Source organism: Streptomyces sp. Ag109_O5-10 (assembly GCF_900105755.1).
Lineage (GTDB): Bacteria > Actinomycetota > Actinomycetes > Streptomycetales > Streptomycetaceae > Streptomyces.
This window is the reverse complement of sequence record NZ_FNTQ01000001.1, coordinates 1,662,024-1,677,311: the sequence shown is the minus strand read 5'-3', so window position 1 is coordinate 1,677,311 and position 15,288 is coordinate 1,662,024. Positions and strand designations below refer to the sequence as shown.

Genomic DNA, 15,288 nt, shown 5'->3' with positions numbered 1-15,288 from the left:
ACCCTGAAGTGGCTGTTTCCTGCCGTTTCCCGGTGCGGTCGAGTGAGAGGAACCTCCCGGATGCGCCTGCTCCTCGTACGTCACGGGCAGACCCCGACCAACGTCGACTTCCTGCTCGACACCGGCGTACCGGGCCCCGGTCTGACCGCGCTCGGCCGGCGGCAGGCGGCGGCCCTGCCCGCGGCCCTCGCCGACGAGGACATCGAACGCCTCTACGTCTCCACGCTGACCCGCACCCAGCTCACCGCCGCGCCGCTGGCCGCCGCCCGCGGCCTCACCCCGATCGTCCGCGACGGCATCCGCGAGGTCTTCGCCGGCGACCTGGAGCTGCTGCCCGGGCACACCGACCGCGGCCAGGAGTACATGCGGACCGTGTTCGCGTGGGCGGCCGGCGACACCGCGCTGCGCATGCCCGGCGGCGACACCGGGGCCGAGACGCTGGACCGCTACGAGGCGGTGATCGCCGAGGCCGCCGCGAGCGGCGCCGGGACGGTCGCCATGGTCAGCCACGGCGCCGTGATCCGCCTGTGGACCGCGGCCCGCGCCGACAACGTCGACGTCGCCTACGCCGCGGCCCGCCCCCTCGACAACACCGGCGTCGTCGTCCTGGAGGGCTCCCCGTCCGACGGCTGGAAGGCGCTGTCCTGGGAGGGCGCTCTCGTGGAGCCGGCGGGGGCGAGCGGGCCTGCGGGGGAGCCGGTGGAGTAGGGGCCGGCGAGGAGTTCCGGGTGCGGCCCGGTGGGGGCTGGTCGCGCAGTTCCCCGCGCTCCTTACGGGGCGCTCACCGCAGCGCCCCTTACTTTTGGGGGCGCGGGGAACTGCGCGAGCAACCACGACGCACCCGCGGCCGAGGACATCGGGCAGATAACGGTTTGCCCCAGGTCGCAGGCGCCCCGCAGAATCCTTCACCATGGGACATCTGGAAGCCGCGCATCTCGAGTACTACCTCCCCGACGGGAGGGCCCTGCTCGGCGACGTGTCCTTCCGGGTCGGCGAGGGCGCCGCCGTCGCCCTCGTCGGGCCCAACGGCGCCGGCAAGACCACCCTGCTGCGGCTGATCTCCGGCGAGCTGAAGCCGCACGGCGGCACCGTCACCGTGAGTGGCGGTCTGGGCGTGATGCGCCAGTTCGTGGGCTCCGTACGGGACGAGACGACCGTACGCGATCTCCTCGTGTCCGTCGCGCCGCCCGGCATCCGCACGGCCGCCCAGGCCGTCGACAAGGCCGAGCACGCCATCATGACCGTCGACGACGAGGCGGCCCAGCTGAAGTACGCCCAGGCCCTCGCCGACTGGGCCGAGGTGCGCGGCTACGAGCACGAGACCCTGTGGGACATGTGCACCATGGCCGCGCTCGGGGTGCCGTACGAGAAGGCCCAGTGGCGGCAGGTGCGCACCCTCTCCGGCGGCGAGCAGAAGCGGCTGGTCCTCGAGGCGCTGTTCCGGGGCACCGACGAGGTGCTGCTGCTCGACGAGCCGGACAACTACCTCGACGTGCCCGGCAAGCGCTGGCTGGAGCAGCAGCTGAAGGAGACCCGCAAGACGGTCCTGTTCGTCTCCCACGACCGTGAACTCCTCGCCCGCGCCGCCGAGAAGATCGTCTCCGTGGAGCCCTCGCCGACCGGTGCCGACGCCTGGGTACACGGCGGCGGCTTCGCCACCTACCACGAGGCCCGCCGCGAACGCTTCGCCCGCTTCGAGGAGCTGCGCCGGCGCTGGGACGAGAAGCACGCCCAGCTCAAGAAGCTGGTGCTGAGCCTGCGTCAGGCCGCCTCCATCTCGCACGAGTTGGCGTCCCGGTACGCGGCCGCCCAGACCCGCCTGCGCAAGTTCGAGGAGGCCGGGCCGCCGCCGGAGCCGCCGCGCGAGCAGGACATCAGGATGCGCATCAAGGGCGGCCGTACCGGCGTACGGGCCGTGACCTGCGCACAGCTCGAACTCACCGGCCTGATGAAACCCTTCGACCTGGAGGTCTTCTACGGCGAACGGGTCGCCGTCCTCGGCTCCAACGGCTCCGGCAAGTCGCACTTCCTGCGCCTGCTGGCCGGCGAGGAGGTGGCACACGAGGGGCAGTGGAAGCTGGGCGCGCGCGTGGTCCCGGGGCACTTCGCGCAGACCCACGCCCACCCCGAGCTGGAGGGCCGGACCCTGCTGGACATCCTGTGGACGGAACACTCCCAGGACCGCGGCGCGGCGATGTCCCGCCTGCGCCGCTACGAACTCACCCAGCAGGCCGAACAGAACTTCGATCGGCTGTCGGGCGGCCAGCAGGCCCGGTTCCAGATCCTGTTGCTGGAGCTGCAGGGCGTGACGGCACTGCTCCTGGACGAGCCGACCGACAACCTGGACCTGGAGTCCGCCGAGGCCCTCCAGGAGGGTCTTGAGGCGTTCGACGGCACGGTGCTCGCCGTCACCCACGACCGCTGGTTCGCCCGCTCCTTCGACCGCTACCTGGTCTTCGGCAGCGACGGCCGGGTCCGCGAGACCGCGGAGCCGGTGTGGGACGAGCGCCGGGTGGAGCGGGTGCGGTAGGGCCGGGCGGCGGGCCGGCCCCCAGGGAGGCCCGCGCGGCCGGATGTTCGTACAGTGGAGGCAGGAATCCGGACCGCCGGGACCCACACGACGAGCGGGGTACCACCATGACCGGAGTCGACCCCAGCCGGCTGGACGACCAGCAGCTCATGAAGGAGCTGGAGACCATCCACCGGACGCGCCACGACACCCTGCTGTACGGCTCGAACGACGCGCTGCGCGCCCACAACGAGCGCATGGCCCAGCTGGAGGGCGAGTACCTGCGGCGTAACCCGCGCCGTGTGGTCGCCGCCGGCCGGACCCGGGAGGGTGCCCGGGAGCGGAACTGCGCCGAGACGGCGACGCCGGGCGCCGCGGCCGGCTGAGGCCACGGCGCCCTGGTTCCGGCCTACCGGATCGCGGGCTACTCGGCGAGGACGTCTAGGAAGGCCTCGCAGAACGCCTTGAGATCGTCCGGCTTACGGCTGGTGACCAGCTTGTTCGGGCCGCTGTCGCAGACCTTGACCTGCTCGTCGACCCAGGTGCCGCCCGCATTGCGGATGTCGGTCCGCAGACTCGGCCAGGAGGTCAGCGTCCGGCCGCGCAGCACGTCCGCCTCGACCAGGGTCCACGGCGCGTGGCAGATCGCCGCGACCGGCCGGCCGCCGTCGAAGAAGTCCTTCACGAACGCCACGGCCTTGTCGTCCGTCCGCAGGAAGTCCGGGTTCGCCACCCCGCCGGGCAGCACGAGCGCCCCGAACGAGTCCGCCGACGTCTCGCCGACCACCTCGTCCACCGGGAACGTCTCCGCCTTGTCCAGGTGGTCGAAGGCCTGGATCCGCCCCGACTCCGTCGACACCAGCACCGGCTCGTGCCCGGCGTCGGAGACCGCCTTCCACGGCTCGGTCAGCTCCACCTGCTCGACGCCCTCGGGCGCGGACAGAAAAGCGACACGCATGATGCTTACTCCCTTCCGAGGCGCACCGGCGGGTGGGGGCCCGCCGGTGCGCGCCTTGGTCCATTCTCCGGGCCCGGCTCACTTCCCGCCGGTCACCGCCTCGGCCAGCGCCAGCAGGCTGCCGTAGGTTGCCGAGCGCGGCAGCCGGGAAACCCGCTCGACCAGGATGTCGGGGGCGTTCCTGCGCCCCAGCACGCCGGCCAGCTCGCGCGCCGCCGCCGGGAAGTCGTGCCGGGTCAGGTACCTGGACAACTCCAGACGTACGCTCTCCGGCGCCGGCTGCTCACCGGTCCCCGGCATCAGCGCACCGCGGTACACCTCCGGATCGTCCTCGGCCGGCGGCTCGGGGTCGTTCCAGTCCTCGGTGCGCGTCGGATGCCCGGACCGGAGCAGGCCCTGGAGCTCGTGTTTCATCTCTTCGTCCCGGTGCACGTTCAGCCGGGCACTGCCTCGCTGCATGTTCTCCCTCCAGGTACGTCAGGGGGTGCGCACCGCGTACCCGGGGACAGGTGACCGACACGGGGATCTGCCCGGCCGTTTCCGACCCGCCGCGACGGGGCCGTGACGTCACCCGAAAGGGGAGGCGTGTCCCGCGAATGGGTCCGGCCGCGCGCGGCCCCGCGCGGGCCGGGCTGTGATGGCTGCGGGGGTACGGGCCCCGTGCCTCCGAGTCGTCCGTGCAAGGAGCTCCTCCCATGCGCCGCAGCGTTCGCACCCTGTCCGTCGCCGTCCTGGCGGGTGCCGCGTTCGGCGCCACCGGCACGGCCGCCGCGGCCGCCGGCCACGCCGCGGAGACCGGCTCCGGCGGCACCCGGCCCGGCGCCGTCGTCACCGTCCCGGCGACCTGCGCGACGGCCGCCGACGGCCGGGCCGGCGGGCAGGCGCCCGCGCAGACCGCCTCCGGCGACCGGCCGGCGACCTACACGGAGGGTGACGCGGCCGCGGGCGGCGTCGCCGGGGACAGGGCGGGTGCCGGGCCGGACGGCACCCGCACCGTCGACGGGACCTGCCCGACGGCGAGCGGGCAGCAGGGACAGGCCGCAAACGCGCGGTCGGCCGTGACGCCGGACGGCGGCGGTACGGCTTCCGCTGGAGACGGCGGCCCGTTCCTCCAGAGCGGAGGCGGGTCCCCGCCGGAGGCAGGCGGCGGGGCTGTGCCGGAGGTCGGCGGCGGGGCCGTACCGGAGACCGGGGGCGGGGCCGTGCCGGAGACCGGGGGCGGAACCGTGCCGCGGATCGACGATGGCGCGGTGCCCCCGGTGGACGGCGGGACCGTCACCGGCGGGGACGTCGGCACGGCCCCGCGCGTGGACGACGGAACCGCCCCTCGCGGGGACGACGGCATGTCGGCCCGCGACGACGAGGGCGGCGGCGTCCGTGGGGACGTCGGCACGGCCCCTCCCGGTGATCGTGGGGACGACGGCACGGCCCTCCACGGTGACCGTGGTGAAGGTGATGCGGCCGCCCGCGGTGACGTCGGCGCCGCGGACCCCCGTGGAGATGAGGGCGGCGTCCCGCACGGGAGCGGCGAGCGACCCTGTTCCGGCGGGCAGCAGTCGTGCGGAGGCGGCGGGGGCGTTGACGGGCAGGAGTGCGGCGCGGCCCGGGACGGTGACGGCGCCTGCGCCGCGACGGGTGTGCAGCACGGGGTGGCGGCCGGGGACGGGGGCGCCTACAACACGTCCGTACCGGCGCTGGTGGCGGGCGGGATGCTGATCGCGGCCGCCTGCTGCGGCGCCGCGTACCGACTGTGGGGCGGGCGGGCGTACCGGCTGTGGGCCGGGAGGTCCGGCGCGGACGGGTGACCGGGTCGCCGCCGGGTACCCGGAGCGACCGCTCCGGCACCGTACGCACGACCCGGACCGGACAGCACACGGCACCACGGACTGCGCGGAGGCGGAGATGCGGCGGACGGATCCCGGGGCCCACGGACCGGCGGACGGCGGCTCCGCGCGGGAGCGCGGACCGGTGTCACCGGAAGGCCACGGACCCGTCCGCTACGGCCCGCCCCTGCCCGACGACGGGCTGCCCGTCCTGCCCGAGCTCGCCGCCGTCCTGGCCGCCGCCGCGAACCTGGGCGCGGAGGAGCCCGTCGGCGGCGGACCGGCGCTGCTGGACGCGGCCCGCGGCTACTGGGAACGCCGCGGGCTGTCCGCGCCGCCAGGCCGGGTGACCGCGGGCCCCGGCGCCCCCGCCCTGCTCCTCGCGCTCACCGCCGCGCTCGGCGGCGACGTCCTCGTGCCGCGTCCCTGCGCCGCCTGGTGGGCGCCGTACGCCCGCCTCCTCGGCCGGCCCGTCTTCCACGTGGCCACCCCGGCCGAGTCCGGCGGCGCCCCCGACCCGTACGCGCTGCTGGAGACCGTGCGCCGGGTCCGGGACGAGGGCGGCGACCCCCGGCTGCTCGTGCTCTCCGTCGCCGACGACCCCACCGCCACCGTCGCCCCGCCCGAACTGCTGCACGAGACCGTGGAGGCCGCGACCGGCGCGGGACTGCACCTGGTCAGTGACGAGACCTGGCGCGACACCCTGCACGCCCCGGACGCCACGGTGCTGCTCAGCCCCGCCGAGATGCTCCCGGACCGGGTCACCGTCGTCACCGACCTGGCCGGTGCCCTGCTGCCGGCCGGCTGGCCCGCCGCCGTCGCCCGGTTCCCGGAGGGCGCCACCGGCAGGGCCCTGCACGCGCGCGTGCTCGACATCCTCACGGCGCTGGGCGCCCGCCTCGCCGGACCGGTCGCGGTCGCCGCGAGGTACGCGCTCGACGAGCCCGGGCCCGTCACCGCGCGCCGGGAGGCCGTCGTACGGCTGCACGCGCGCGTGGCCGCCGCCGTGCACGTCTCGGTCGTCGCCGGCGGCGCCCTGGCCCGGCCCCCGCAGGCCGGCCGTCACCTGTACGCCGACCTGGAACCGCTGCGCGCCGCGCTCGACGCCCACGGAGTCGGCGACGCACAGGAGTTGGAGGACTTCCTCACCGCCCGCCTCGGCATGCCCGCGCCCGGCGGCCACCGCTTCGGCGACGACCTCGGCGCGCTGCGCGTCCGGCTCGCCACCGGCCCGCTGCTGGGCGGCACCGACGCGGAACGCCTGGAATGCCTCACGTCACCCGCACCGTTGGAACTGCCGCACGTGCAACGCGCGTTGATGTCCTTGGGGTCGGTACTCGACGATCTCCGCGACGACGCTCAGCGATGGGAGCCTCCTCGATGACGCAGCAGACGCATGAGCCAGGGTCCACGACGACTGCCACCACGACGCCCGTCACCACGACGACTGCCACGACCACCGGCGAAGCCGCTACCGCCACCCGCACGCCGCCGTTCCCGCCGCTCGCCGAACCCCGCCCGCTGGGCGAACTCCGAGTCTGGCCGCGGACCTTCCACGACCGGCTGACCGCCCCGCTGCCCGGCCTCAAGGCCATGGCCCGGTTCGCCCGCGAGGGCTCCGTCCGCCCCGGCCGGGAGGGCCTCGCCGACGTCGGCCGGCTGCCCTGCGAACCGGGCCCGCTGCCCGGCGCGGACGTCGACACCGTCGCCGTTACCTGGGCGGGACACGCCAGTTGGGTGGTCCGGACCGGCGGTCTGACCGTCCTCACCGACCCGGTCTGGTCCCGCCGCATCCTCGGCACCCCGGCCCGCGTCACCCCGGTCGGTGTCCCCTGGGAGACCCTGCCGCGCGTCGACGCGGTCGTCATCAGCCACAACCACTACGACCACCTGGACGCCCCCACCCTGCGCCGCCTCCCGCGCGACACCCCGGTGTTCGTGCCGGCCGGTCTCGGCCGCTGGTTCCGGCGCCGCCGCTTCACCACCGTCACCGAGCTGGACTGGTGGGAGGCGGCCGAACTGTCCGGGGTCCGCTTCGACTTCGTCCCCGCCCACCACTGGTCCAAGCGCACCCTCATCGACACCTGCCACAGCCTGTGGGGCGGCTGGGTCCTCACCGCCCCCGACGGCGGCCGCGTCTACTTCGCCGGCGACACCGGCTACGGCCACTGGTTCTCCCGCATCGGCCGCCGCTACCCCGGCATCGACCTCGCCCTCATGCCCATCGGCGCCTACGACCCCCGCTGGTGGCTCAGCGACGTCCACCTGGACCCCGAGGAGGCGGTACAGGCGACGCAGGACCTCGGAGCGAGGCGGATGGCCCCCATGCACTGGGGCACCTTCATCCTCTCGGCGGAGCCGGTCCTGGAGCCGCTGACCCGGGTGCGGGCGGCCTGGGAGAAGGCGGAGCTGGCCCGGGAGGACCTGTGGGACCTGCCGGTGGGCGGGTCGAGGGTCCTGGAACGGACCTCACTTCGGAGCGCCGCCGACTAGAGCGCCCTCCTGGGGGCGCGGGGAACCGCGCGGCCGGCCCCCACCCGCCCGCGGCTACGCACGCACCGCACCACCCCGAACCCGCCGCCACACACCGGGCGCCACACTGATGACGACGGTCAGCCCCACCGCCGCCACCACCCCTTCCCACGGCTCCGGAAACAGCGACCCGCCCAGAATCCCGATCACCTGATACGTCACCGCCCACGCCAGGCACGCCGCCACGTTCCCCCGCGCGAACCGCCGCAACGGCCACTCCGCCAGCAGACACGCCAGCATCACGGGTATCCGGCCGGCCGGCACCAGCCGGGACAGCACCAGCACGGCGACCCCGTGCTCGGCCAGCTTCCCCTGCGCCTGTTCCAGCCGTTCCTCCGGCGCCCGCGCCCGTAGCGCCTCCAGCCACCGCGACCCGTTCTTCGACCGCAGCCCCCGCCGTCCCAGCCAGTACAGCGCCGCGTCCCCCAGGAAGGCCGCCAGCGACGCCGTCACGAACACCAGCACCAGCGCGAACGGCGCCGTCTGATGGAACGCCACCACCGCCGCCGAGCTCACCAGCGCCCCCGTCGGTATCACCGGCACCAACGCCCCGATGAGCACCAGCAGGAACAGCGTCGGATACCCGATCGCCTGCTGCGCGGACTCGGTCGACGACGAGGTCGCCGCGGTGGAGCCGGCGGCGGCCGCCATGACCACCAGCAGTCTCACCGCGCGACCTCCAGCCGCACGCTCTCCCCGTGGCCGAGCCGGTGCACCGCCACGTGCGGCGCGTACTCGGCCGCGAGGCGCACGAACTCGTCGCCGGGCGTGTGGAACTCGTGCGGGCGCACCCCGTCCATGCCGATCGGCCAGTACGTCCCGTAGTGCACCGGCACCGCGCTGCGCGGCGCCAGCCGCGCCAGCGCGCGTGCCGCCCGCCCGGCGTCCAGGTGGCCCTCCCCGAGGTACGGGCCCCAGCCGCCGACCGGCAGCAGGGCCACGTCCACCGGCCCGACCGCCGCGGCCATCTCGTCGAACAGCCCGGTGTCCCCGGCGAAGTACGTCCGCGCCGCGCCCTCGACGACGTACCCGAGGGCGGGCGAGCGGTGCGGTCCGAGGGGCAGCCGGCGGCCGTCGTGCAGCGCGGGGACGGCCCGTACGAGGAGGGGGCCGACGCGTATCTCGTCCCCGACGCCCACCTCGGTGATCCGCAGCTGACGGAGGCGTCGGAGCGCGGGGACCGCCCGTGGTGCGCCCCGGGGCACGAGCAGGCGCGTGCCCGGGGCGAGCCCGGCGAGCGAGGGGACGTGCAGATGGTCCGCGTGCAGGTGGGAGACGAGCGCGAGGTCCGCGCGGCGGGCCGCGGGCGGCGGCGGGGCGCCCCGGCGGCGGCGCAGGTGGGCGAGCCGGCGCGCGAACAGAGGATCGGTGAGCAGGCGTACGCCCGAATCCTCGATCGTGCAGGTGGCGTGACCCCACCAGGTGATCTCCACCGGCACCTCTTTGCCTCCTTCGCGCGACTCCCCGAAGCCTACGTGCAGGAGTAGGGTCGGCGGCGAAACCCGGAGGTGAGGGGGACGCCATGGGACAGGTACGGGGTGCCTCCGGCGGGCTCGCGCCGGTGCGGGTGACCGCGATCGCGAGTCTGACGCCCTTGGAGGACCTGGAGATCGACCCCTTCCTGGTCGACTCCCGCAGCCAGCACGCGATGTGCGCGCGCTGGGCCGTGGAGCACGGCTACGTCATCGCCCGCGAACTCCTCGTCCGCGGCCTGCGCCCCGACCACAGCGCCCTGTGGGCCGGCGTCCGGCCCGGTCTGGACGTCTTCGTCGCCCCGAGCAGACGGGTCCTGGAGAGCGCGCTGTCGTCGGTCGAGGACTTCATGGCGGAGTGCGCGAGACGCGGTGTCCGGGTGGAGACGGTGGGGCGGGCCGAGCCCTGCTACGACGCCCAGATGAAGGCCCGCGTCCACCGCAGGCTCTCCATGCCGACGGCGGGTTACGACGGCCGGTAGGGCCGGAACCGCCGAGCGGCGGAGCCGCGCCGCGCCCTGCCGGCCGGGCAGCCGTGGCCACGGCGCCGCCGGCCCCCGCCGGCGTGGCTGAGCACCGCCGCGGCGGATGCGGAGTGCCGACACCGCACGGCCTTGTCGAGCGCATCGGGTCGCCTGCGTGCGCCGTGACGGTGCGCGGCCTCCGTGGGGGGTTCGGGGGGAGGGGGGCCGAGACCGCGCTGGATTGTCCAGAGCGTCGGGGTGCCCGCGTCCGCCGCGAGGGTACCGCCCCCCACCGGGGCGGCTGGTGCTGCCCAACGCACCCTGGTCGACCGCTTCCGGGCCGCCCCCGTGTGACAGTGTTGACGCGAGCAGACCCGCATCCGGCGGGGGCGCGGACGTGAGGTCGGTGGGGCGTGCGGTGGCGGGGCGTGCGGTGGCGGCGGGTCGTCAGTCAGGTCGGGCGGAGCGTCACGGTGTGGGCGGTGTCCACCGTCACCATGCTGGTCCTCGCCGGTCTCCTGCCCGACTTCCAGCTCCAGTCACCCGACGGTGACAGCGCGACCCGCATCGCGATGACCGCGGCCTTCGGCGCCGGTGCCTTCGGTGTGCTCTCGGCCGTCGTCTGGCCCCTTCTTGTACGGCTCCTGCTGCTGGTCCCCGCCCTCGTCCTCGGCCTGCTGGTCTTCTTCCTCAACGGCTCCCTGCTCCTCCTCGCCCTGCGCATCAACCCCTCCGGGCAGAGCGAGGCCGCACCGGAGACCGCCGTGATCGTGGCCGCCGTGATGTCCGCCGTCGCCTCCGCCACCGGCGGTGCCCTCGCCGTCCGCGACGACGACGCCTACCGCCGCCGGCTCTCCCGGCTCGCCACCCGCCGCCGCAGATCCCACCCGCCCTGCCGGGCCACCCCCGGCACCGTCTTCCTGCAGCTCGACGGCGTCGGCCACGACGTCCTGACCGCCGCCGTCGCCAAGGGCCTGATGCCGACCGTGGCCGGCTGGCTGGGCGCGGGCGGGGCACCACCCACCCACCGGCTCACCCCCTGGCGCACCGACTGGTCCAGCCAGACCGGTGCCAGCCAGCTCGGCATCCTGCACGGCTCCACCTTCGACGTCCCCGCCTTCCGCTGGTACGAGAAGGACAGCAGCGAGGTGATGGTCTGCAACCGGCCGACCAGCGCCGCCGAACTCCAGCGCCGGGCCACCGAGCGCACCGCCGACGGGGGACTGCTCTCCCTGGACGGCGCCAGCCGTGGCAACCTCTTCGGCGGCGGCGCCGACGAACAGGCCCTCGTCCTGTCCATAGCCACCCGCCGCCGCGGCCGGGAGAACCGTTCCCGCGCCGGTTACTTCGCGTACTTCGCCGACCCGGCCAACGCCGTGCGCACCGCGCTCTCCTTCTTCGCCGAGGTCGGCCGCGAGATCGGCCAGTCCACCGCGGCCCGGCTCCGCAAGCAGCGCCCGCGCGTCAAACGGGGCGGCCTCTACCCCTTCGTCCGCGCCTTCGCGACCGTCGTCGAACGGGACGTCGTCGTCGCCGCGGTCATGGGAGACCTGCTCGTCGGCCGCACCGCCGTCTACGCCGACCTGGTCGCCTACGACGAGGTCGCCCACCACTCGGGACCGCACAGCCGGGACGCCGAGAAGGTGCTGCAACGCCTGGACCGCGCCCTCGCCCTGATCGAGAAGGCCGCGGAACACGCCCCCCGCCCGTACCGGATCGTCGTCCTCTCCGACCACGGTCAGAGCCCCGGCGAGACCTTCCACACCCGCTACGGACTCAGCCTCGGCGACCTGGTCCGGGCCGGCTGCGGACTGCACGTGCCGCGCAGGGCCGAGCGCACCCACAGCGGCACGGAGGCACGGGCCGCCGTCCGCGCGGCGCTGCGCAGGCCGGTCGAGGAGGGCGGCGAGAAGCACCGGCCGACCCGGCACTCGGAGCCGGTCGTGCTCGCCTCCGGCAACCTCGGCCTGGTCTCCTTCCCTGACGTGCCGCACCGCATGACCAAGGAGGAGCTGGACGCCCGCCACCCCGCGCTGCTCACCACTCTCGCCAACCATCCCGGCGTCGGGTTCCTGCTGGTGCGCAGCGAGGTGCACGGCGGGGTGGTGCTCGGCGCGTACGGCGCGGAGATCCCGCTCGACCGGCTGGACGGCCACGCGGGGCCGCTGGCCGTGTTCGGGGCGGGCGCCGCCGACGCGGTGCGGCGGACGCACTCCTTTCCGCACACCGCCGACATCATGGTCAACTCCTGGTACGACCCGGAGAGCGGCGAAGTCCTCGCGTTCGAGGAGCAGATCGGGTCGCACGGGGGGTTGGGGGGCGCGCAGGGGCGGCCGTTCCTGTTGTCGCCGGTCCGTGTCTCCGAGCCGGCAGGGGACGGAGAAGAGCTCGTGGGGGCCGAGGCCGTGCATCGAGTGCTGCGGCGGTGGCTTCAAGAGGCGGACGGGCCGCAGGTTCCCTTGTCCGCGGAGGGGGAGAGGGCCGCGTAGCCGGTCGGGTGCGGATGGGTGGGGGCTGGTCGCGCAGTTCCTCCCCAGCCTTCGGCCGGTGGTACCCCCGGCGCCCCTGTCGGAGCGCGTCCTCACCGGCGAATAATCGGCTGCGTTCCTTCCGCTCCCGGCTCACACTGTTCGAGTCGCACCTCTCTCGGACTTCCCCAAGGAGCAGCCTCTTGCAGGCAGCCGTGACCGTCACGCCCTCTCGCATTCCCGAGCTTCTTCTCGGTCTCGCCACCGTCCGGCCCGTGTTCATCTGGGGGGCGCCCGGCATCGGGAAGTCCTCCCTGGTGCGGGAGTTCGCCGAGTCGCTCGGGCTGGAGTGCGTGAGCCTGCTGGGCACGCAGCTCGCGCCCGAGGACCTCATCGGGGTCCCGCAGATCCGGGACGGGCGGTCCGTGTTCTGTCCGCCCGAAGCGATCGCCCGGGACGAGCCCTACTGTCTCTTCCTCGACGAGTTGAACGCGGCCACGCCCGACGTGCAGAAGGCGTTCTACTCGCTGATCCTCGACCGGCGCATCGGGAACTACGAACTGCCCAAGGGCTCGATCGTCATCGGCGCCGGCAACCGGGCCACCGACAACGCCCTCGCCCGGCCCATCGCCTCCGCGCTCGTCAACCGGCTGACCCACGTCCACCTGGAGGCCTCCGCGCACGACTGGCTCGCCTGGGCCGGGGCGGCCGGCATCCACCCGTGGATCCTGGACCACCTCACCGACCGGCCCGACCACCTGTGGTCCAAGCCGCCGAAGACCGAGGAGCCGTTCTCCACCCCGCGCTCCTGGCACATGCTCTCCGACGCCCTGCACTCCTTCGGCCGTGACCTGGACGAGGAGACGCTCAAGGTACTGGCGCACGGCACGCTGACCCCCGCGCACGCCACCGCCTTCTGCGGATACGTCAAGATCGTGCGCAGCCGGTTCGGGATCGAGGCCATCCTGAAGGGGGACGCGGGCTGGCCGCCCCGGATCGAGGACCGCGACCTGCTCTACTACCTCGCCGAGTCGTTCCGGGGGCGGCTGGTCAAGGAACTGCCCGTCGACAAGGAGCACATGTCGGCGAACGGCCGGCAGACCGCCTACCGGGCCAAGTCGCTGCTGGTGCAGCTGGCCGAGATCTCCGTCGAGGTCGCCCAGACCGTCATCGCCTCCGACGCCGACGGCAACCCCGTCCTGCCGGCCTGGTTCCTGATCGAGGCGGCCCGGGACATGCCCCGGCTGGTGGAGGCCCGGCGATGAGCCGGGCCGCCGCCGCGCGCAAGAAGAAGGACCCCGCCGCCGAGAACTTCGCGGCTGGTGTGGAGCTGCTGCGGGCCAATCCAGCCCTGCGGGCCGTGGAGTTCACGATCTGCCGGCACGAGAAGTGCGAACTCGCCCCCCAGCAGGGGCTGGTGCGCGCGGACTCCGACGGCGTGCTGCACGCGCACGCCACCCGGCTGGCCGAACCCGCCGAATGGGCCTGGGCGCTGGCGCACTGCACCATTCATCTGGGCTTCGGGCACCTCCCGGCCGCCACCGGGCCGCGTGACCAGCCCGACCGTTACGATCTCGCCGCCCGCTGCACCGTCGTCAACCGCTTCCTGGAGACCTTCCCGGTCGGCGAGGCCCCCGACCACCTGCCCGCCTCCTACCCGGAGGGCGACGAGGAGCGGCTCGCCGCCGGCTGGCGCCGGACCGGTGGCATCCCGGCAGCGTACGAGCGCGGGGGGACGAACGGCGGCGAGCCTGACCAGCTCCTCCTCTCCTGGAACAAGTGGGCCGGGCAGGTGCCCGACTGGCAGGTGGGGTTCGCGCACGCGCTGACCCGCACCATGTCCCGGGCGATGGACCTGGCCGGCGGCCGCCGCACCTCCATGTCCGGCCCGCCCACTCCGCTGCGCCCCTGGGAACAGGCGCTGAGCTGGTTCGTCTCCTCCTACCCGCTGCTCGGCGGCATCGCGGCCGGCATCAGGCTCGTCGCCGACGCCGAACTGGCCCGCGCCCACGACATCGCCGTCGCCGCCGTCAACCCCGAGGCCGGCGAGATCTACGTCAACCCGCTGCGGACCATGAGCGACGAGGAGTGGCGGTTCGTCCTCGCCCACGAGATGCTGCACGCCGCCCTGCGCCACGGCGACCGCCTCGGCGTCCGCGACCACTACCTCTTCAACATCGCCTGCGACTACGTCATCAACGGCTGGCTGGTCGAGATGCGCGTCGGCACCATGCCCGAAGGGCTGCTGTACGACGCCGGGTTGAAGGGGCTGTCGGCCGAGGAGGTGTACGACCGGATCGCCGTCGACCTGAGGCGGATGCGGCGGCTCGCCACCCTGCGCGGCAAGGGACGCGGTGACGTGCTGGGCGCGCCGCTCGGGCAGCCCGGCGCCTACGTCGACCTCGACGAGTTCTACCGGCGCGGACTGTGCCAGGGGCTCGACCTGCACCAGACGCAGGACCGGGGGCTGCTGCCCGGCGGGCTGGTCGAGGAGATCCGCGCCCTCAGCCATCCGCCGCTGCCCTGGGACGCCCGGCTCGCCCGCTGGTTCGACGAGTACGTGCCGCGCCCGGAGGCCGTACGGTCGTACGCCCGCCCCTCGCGCCGGCAGTCGTCCACCCCGGACATCCCGCGCGCCGGCCGGTACTTCCCGCCCGAGGAGGTCGCCCGCTGCACCTTCGGCGTGGTCCTCGACACCTCCGGCTCCATGGACCGCACCCTGCTCGGCAAGGCCCTCGGCGCGATCGCCTCCTACGCCGAGGCCCGTGACGTACCCGCCGCGCGTGTCGTCTTCTGCGACGCGGCCCCGCACGACGCCGGCTACCTCCCGACCACCGACATCGCCGGCCGGGTCCGGGTGCACGGCCGCGGCGGTACGGTCCTGCAGCCCGGCATCGACCTGCTCCAGCGCGCCGACGACTTCCCGCCCGCCGCGCCGGTCCTGGTGATCACCGACGGCTGGTGCGACGTCCTGCGGGTGCGCCGTGAGCACGCCTATCTGATCCCGGACGGACGTCGCCTGCCGTTCACCCCCCGTGGGCCGGTCTTCCGGGTGCGGTGAG

14 protein-coding genes are annotated in these 15,288 nt (G+C 74.5%); 10 read left to right on the top strand and 4 right to left on the bottom strand.

Annotation, left to right across the window (positions count from 1 at the left end):
- Positions 1–60 precede the first annotated feature (60 nt).
- From BLW82_RS07670 to BLW82_RS07660, 3 genes are all read left to right on the top strand, one after another.
- Entirely contained in the window at positions 61–708 is a 648-nt protein-coding gene (locus BLW82_RS07670; protein ID WP_093498103.1) for a histidine phosphatase family protein, read from the top strand.
- 202 nt (positions 709–910) lie between these two features.
- Complete coding sequence (locus BLW82_RS07665; RefSeq protein WP_093498102.1) at positions 911–2,530, top strand: ABC-F family ATP-binding cassette domain-containing protein; 1,620 nt, start codon at positions 911–913, stop codon at positions 2,528–2,530.
- Between the two features lie 107 nt (positions 2,531–2,637).
- Positions 2,638–2,895, top strand: a complete 258-nt coding sequence (locus BLW82_RS07660) for a DUF6158 family protein (protein ID WP_093498101.1) — start codon at positions 2,638–2,640, stop codon at positions 2,893–2,895.
- A 38-nt stretch (positions 2,896–2,933) separates the two neighbouring features.
- Here the strand turns inward: BLW82_RS07660 and BLW82_RS07655 are convergent, their stop codons facing one another.
- Together BLW82_RS07655 and BLW82_RS07650 are read right to left on the bottom strand one after the other, a co-directional pair.
- Positions 2,934–3,467, bottom strand: coding sequence for a type 1 glutamine amidotransferase domain-containing protein (locus BLW82_RS07655; RefSeq protein ID WP_093498100.1), 534 nt, complete (start codon positions 3,465–3,467; stop codon positions 2,934–2,936).
- 78 nt (positions 3,468–3,545) lie between these two features.
- Positions 3,546–3,926, bottom strand: a complete 381-nt coding sequence (locus BLW82_RS07650; protein ID WP_093498099.1) for a DUF2795 domain-containing protein — start codon at positions 3,924–3,926, stop codon at positions 3,546–3,548.
- Positions 3,927–4,162: 236 nt separating this feature from the next.
- Here BLW82_RS07650 and BLW82_RS07645 point away from each other — a divergent pair, with 236 nt between their 5' ends.
- From BLW82_RS07645 to BLW82_RS07635, 3 genes are all read left to right on the top strand, one after another.
- A complete protein-coding gene (locus BLW82_RS07645) occupies positions 4,163–5,272 on the top strand; it encodes a hypothetical protein (RefSeq protein ID WP_093498098.1) in 1,110 nt (369 codons plus the stop codon).
- Between the two features lie 97 nt (positions 5,273–5,369).
- A complete protein-coding gene (locus BLW82_RS07640) occupies positions 5,370–6,674 on the top strand; it encodes an aminotransferase class I/II-fold pyridoxal phosphate-dependent enzyme (RefSeq protein WP_177232871.1) in 1,305 nt (434 codons plus the stop codon).
- Complete coding sequence (locus tag BLW82_RS07635; RefSeq protein WP_093498097.1) at positions 6,671–7,783, top strand: MBL fold metallo-hydrolase; 1,113 nt, start codon at positions 6,671–6,673, stop codon at positions 7,781–7,783. Before BLW82_RS07640 ends, BLW82_RS07635 begins: the two co-directional genes overlap by 4 nt.
- A 54-nt stretch (positions 7,784–7,837) precedes the next feature.
- Here the strand turns inward: BLW82_RS07635 and BLW82_RS07630 are convergent, their stop codons facing one another.
- The gene (locus tag BLW82_RS07630) at positions 7,838–8,473 is read right to left on the bottom strand and encodes a DedA family protein (protein WP_093507908.1); all 636 of its coding nucleotides are present in this window, start codon (positions 8,471–8,473) and stop codon (positions 7,838–7,840) included.
- A gap of 14 nt (positions 8,474–8,487) precedes the next feature.
- Entirely contained in the window at positions 8,488–9,261 is a 774-nt protein-coding gene (locus BLW82_RS07625) for an MBL fold metallo-hydrolase (protein WP_093498096.1), read from the bottom strand.
- Positions 9,262–9,344: 83 nt separating this feature from the next.
- On the opposite strand from BLW82_RS07625, the gene BLW82_RS07620 reads away from it, so the two are divergent.
- From BLW82_RS07620 to BLW82_RS07605, 4 genes are all read left to right on the top strand, one after another.
- Complete coding sequence (locus tag BLW82_RS07620) at positions 9,345–9,776, top strand: hypothetical protein (RefSeq protein WP_093498095.1); 432 nt, start codon at positions 9,345–9,347, stop codon at positions 9,774–9,776.
- A 395-nt stretch (positions 9,777–10,171) separates the two neighbouring features.
- The gene (locus BLW82_RS07615) at positions 10,172–12,247 is read left to right on the top strand and encodes a phage holin family protein (protein ID WP_093498094.1); all 2,076 of its coding nucleotides are present in this window, start codon (positions 10,172–10,174) and stop codon (positions 12,245–12,247) included.
- A gap of 182 nt (positions 12,248–12,429) precedes the next feature.
- A complete protein-coding gene (locus tag BLW82_RS07610; protein WP_093498093.1) occupies positions 12,430–13,491 on the top strand; it encodes an ATP-binding protein in 1,062 nt (353 codons plus the stop codon).
- Positions 13,488–15,287 (top strand): vWA domain-containing protein, encoded by a 1,800-nt coding sequence (locus BLW82_RS07605; protein WP_093498092.1) that lies wholly within the window; start codon positions 13,488–13,490, stop codon positions 15,285–15,287. Before BLW82_RS07610 ends, BLW82_RS07605 begins: the two co-directional genes overlap by 4 nt.
- The last annotated feature ends 1 nt before the right edge of the window (position 15,288 follow it).

Coding starts and splice junctions, on each gene's coding strand:
- BLW82_RS07645 (WP_093498098.1), top strand. CDS start 4,163: ATGCGCCGCAGCGTTCGCACCCTGTCCGTCGCCGTCCTGGCGGGTGCC.
- BLW82_RS07665 (WP_093498102.1), top strand. CDS start 911: ATGGGACATCTGGAAGCCGCGCATCTCGAGTACTACCTCCCCGACGGG.
- BLW82_RS07650 (WP_093498099.1), bottom strand. CDS start 3,926: ATGCAGCGAGGCAGTGCCCGGCTGAACGTGCACCGGGACGAAGAGATG.
- BLW82_RS07640 (WP_177232871.1), top strand. CDS start 5,370: ATGCGGCGGACGGATCCCGGGGCCCACGGACCGGCGGACGGCGGCTCC.
- BLW82_RS07635 (WP_093498097.1), top strand. CDS start 6,671: ATGACGCAGCAGACGCATGAGCCAGGGTCCACGACGACTGCCACCACG.
- BLW82_RS07670 (WP_093498103.1), top strand. CDS start 61: ATGCGCCTGCTCCTCGTACGTCACGGGCAGACCCCGACCAACGTCGAC.
- BLW82_RS07605 (WP_093498092.1), top strand. CDS start 13,488: ATGAGCCGGGCCGCCGCCGCGCGCAAGAAGAAGGACCCCGCCGCCGAG.
- BLW82_RS07630 (WP_093507908.1), bottom strand. CDS start 8,473: ATGGCGGCCGCCGCCGGCTCCACCGCGGCGACCTCGTCGTCGACCGAG.
- BLW82_RS07655 (WP_093498100.1), bottom strand. CDS start 3,467: ATGCGTGTCGCTTTTCTGTCCGCGCCCGAGGGCGTCGAGCAGGTGGAG.
- BLW82_RS07620 (WP_093498095.1), top strand. CDS start 9,345: ATGGGACAGGTACGGGGTGCCTCCGGCGGGCTCGCGCCGGTGCGGGTG.
- BLW82_RS07660 (WP_093498101.1), top strand. CDS start 2,638: ATGACCGGAGTCGACCCCAGCCGGCTGGACGACCAGCAGCTCATGAAG.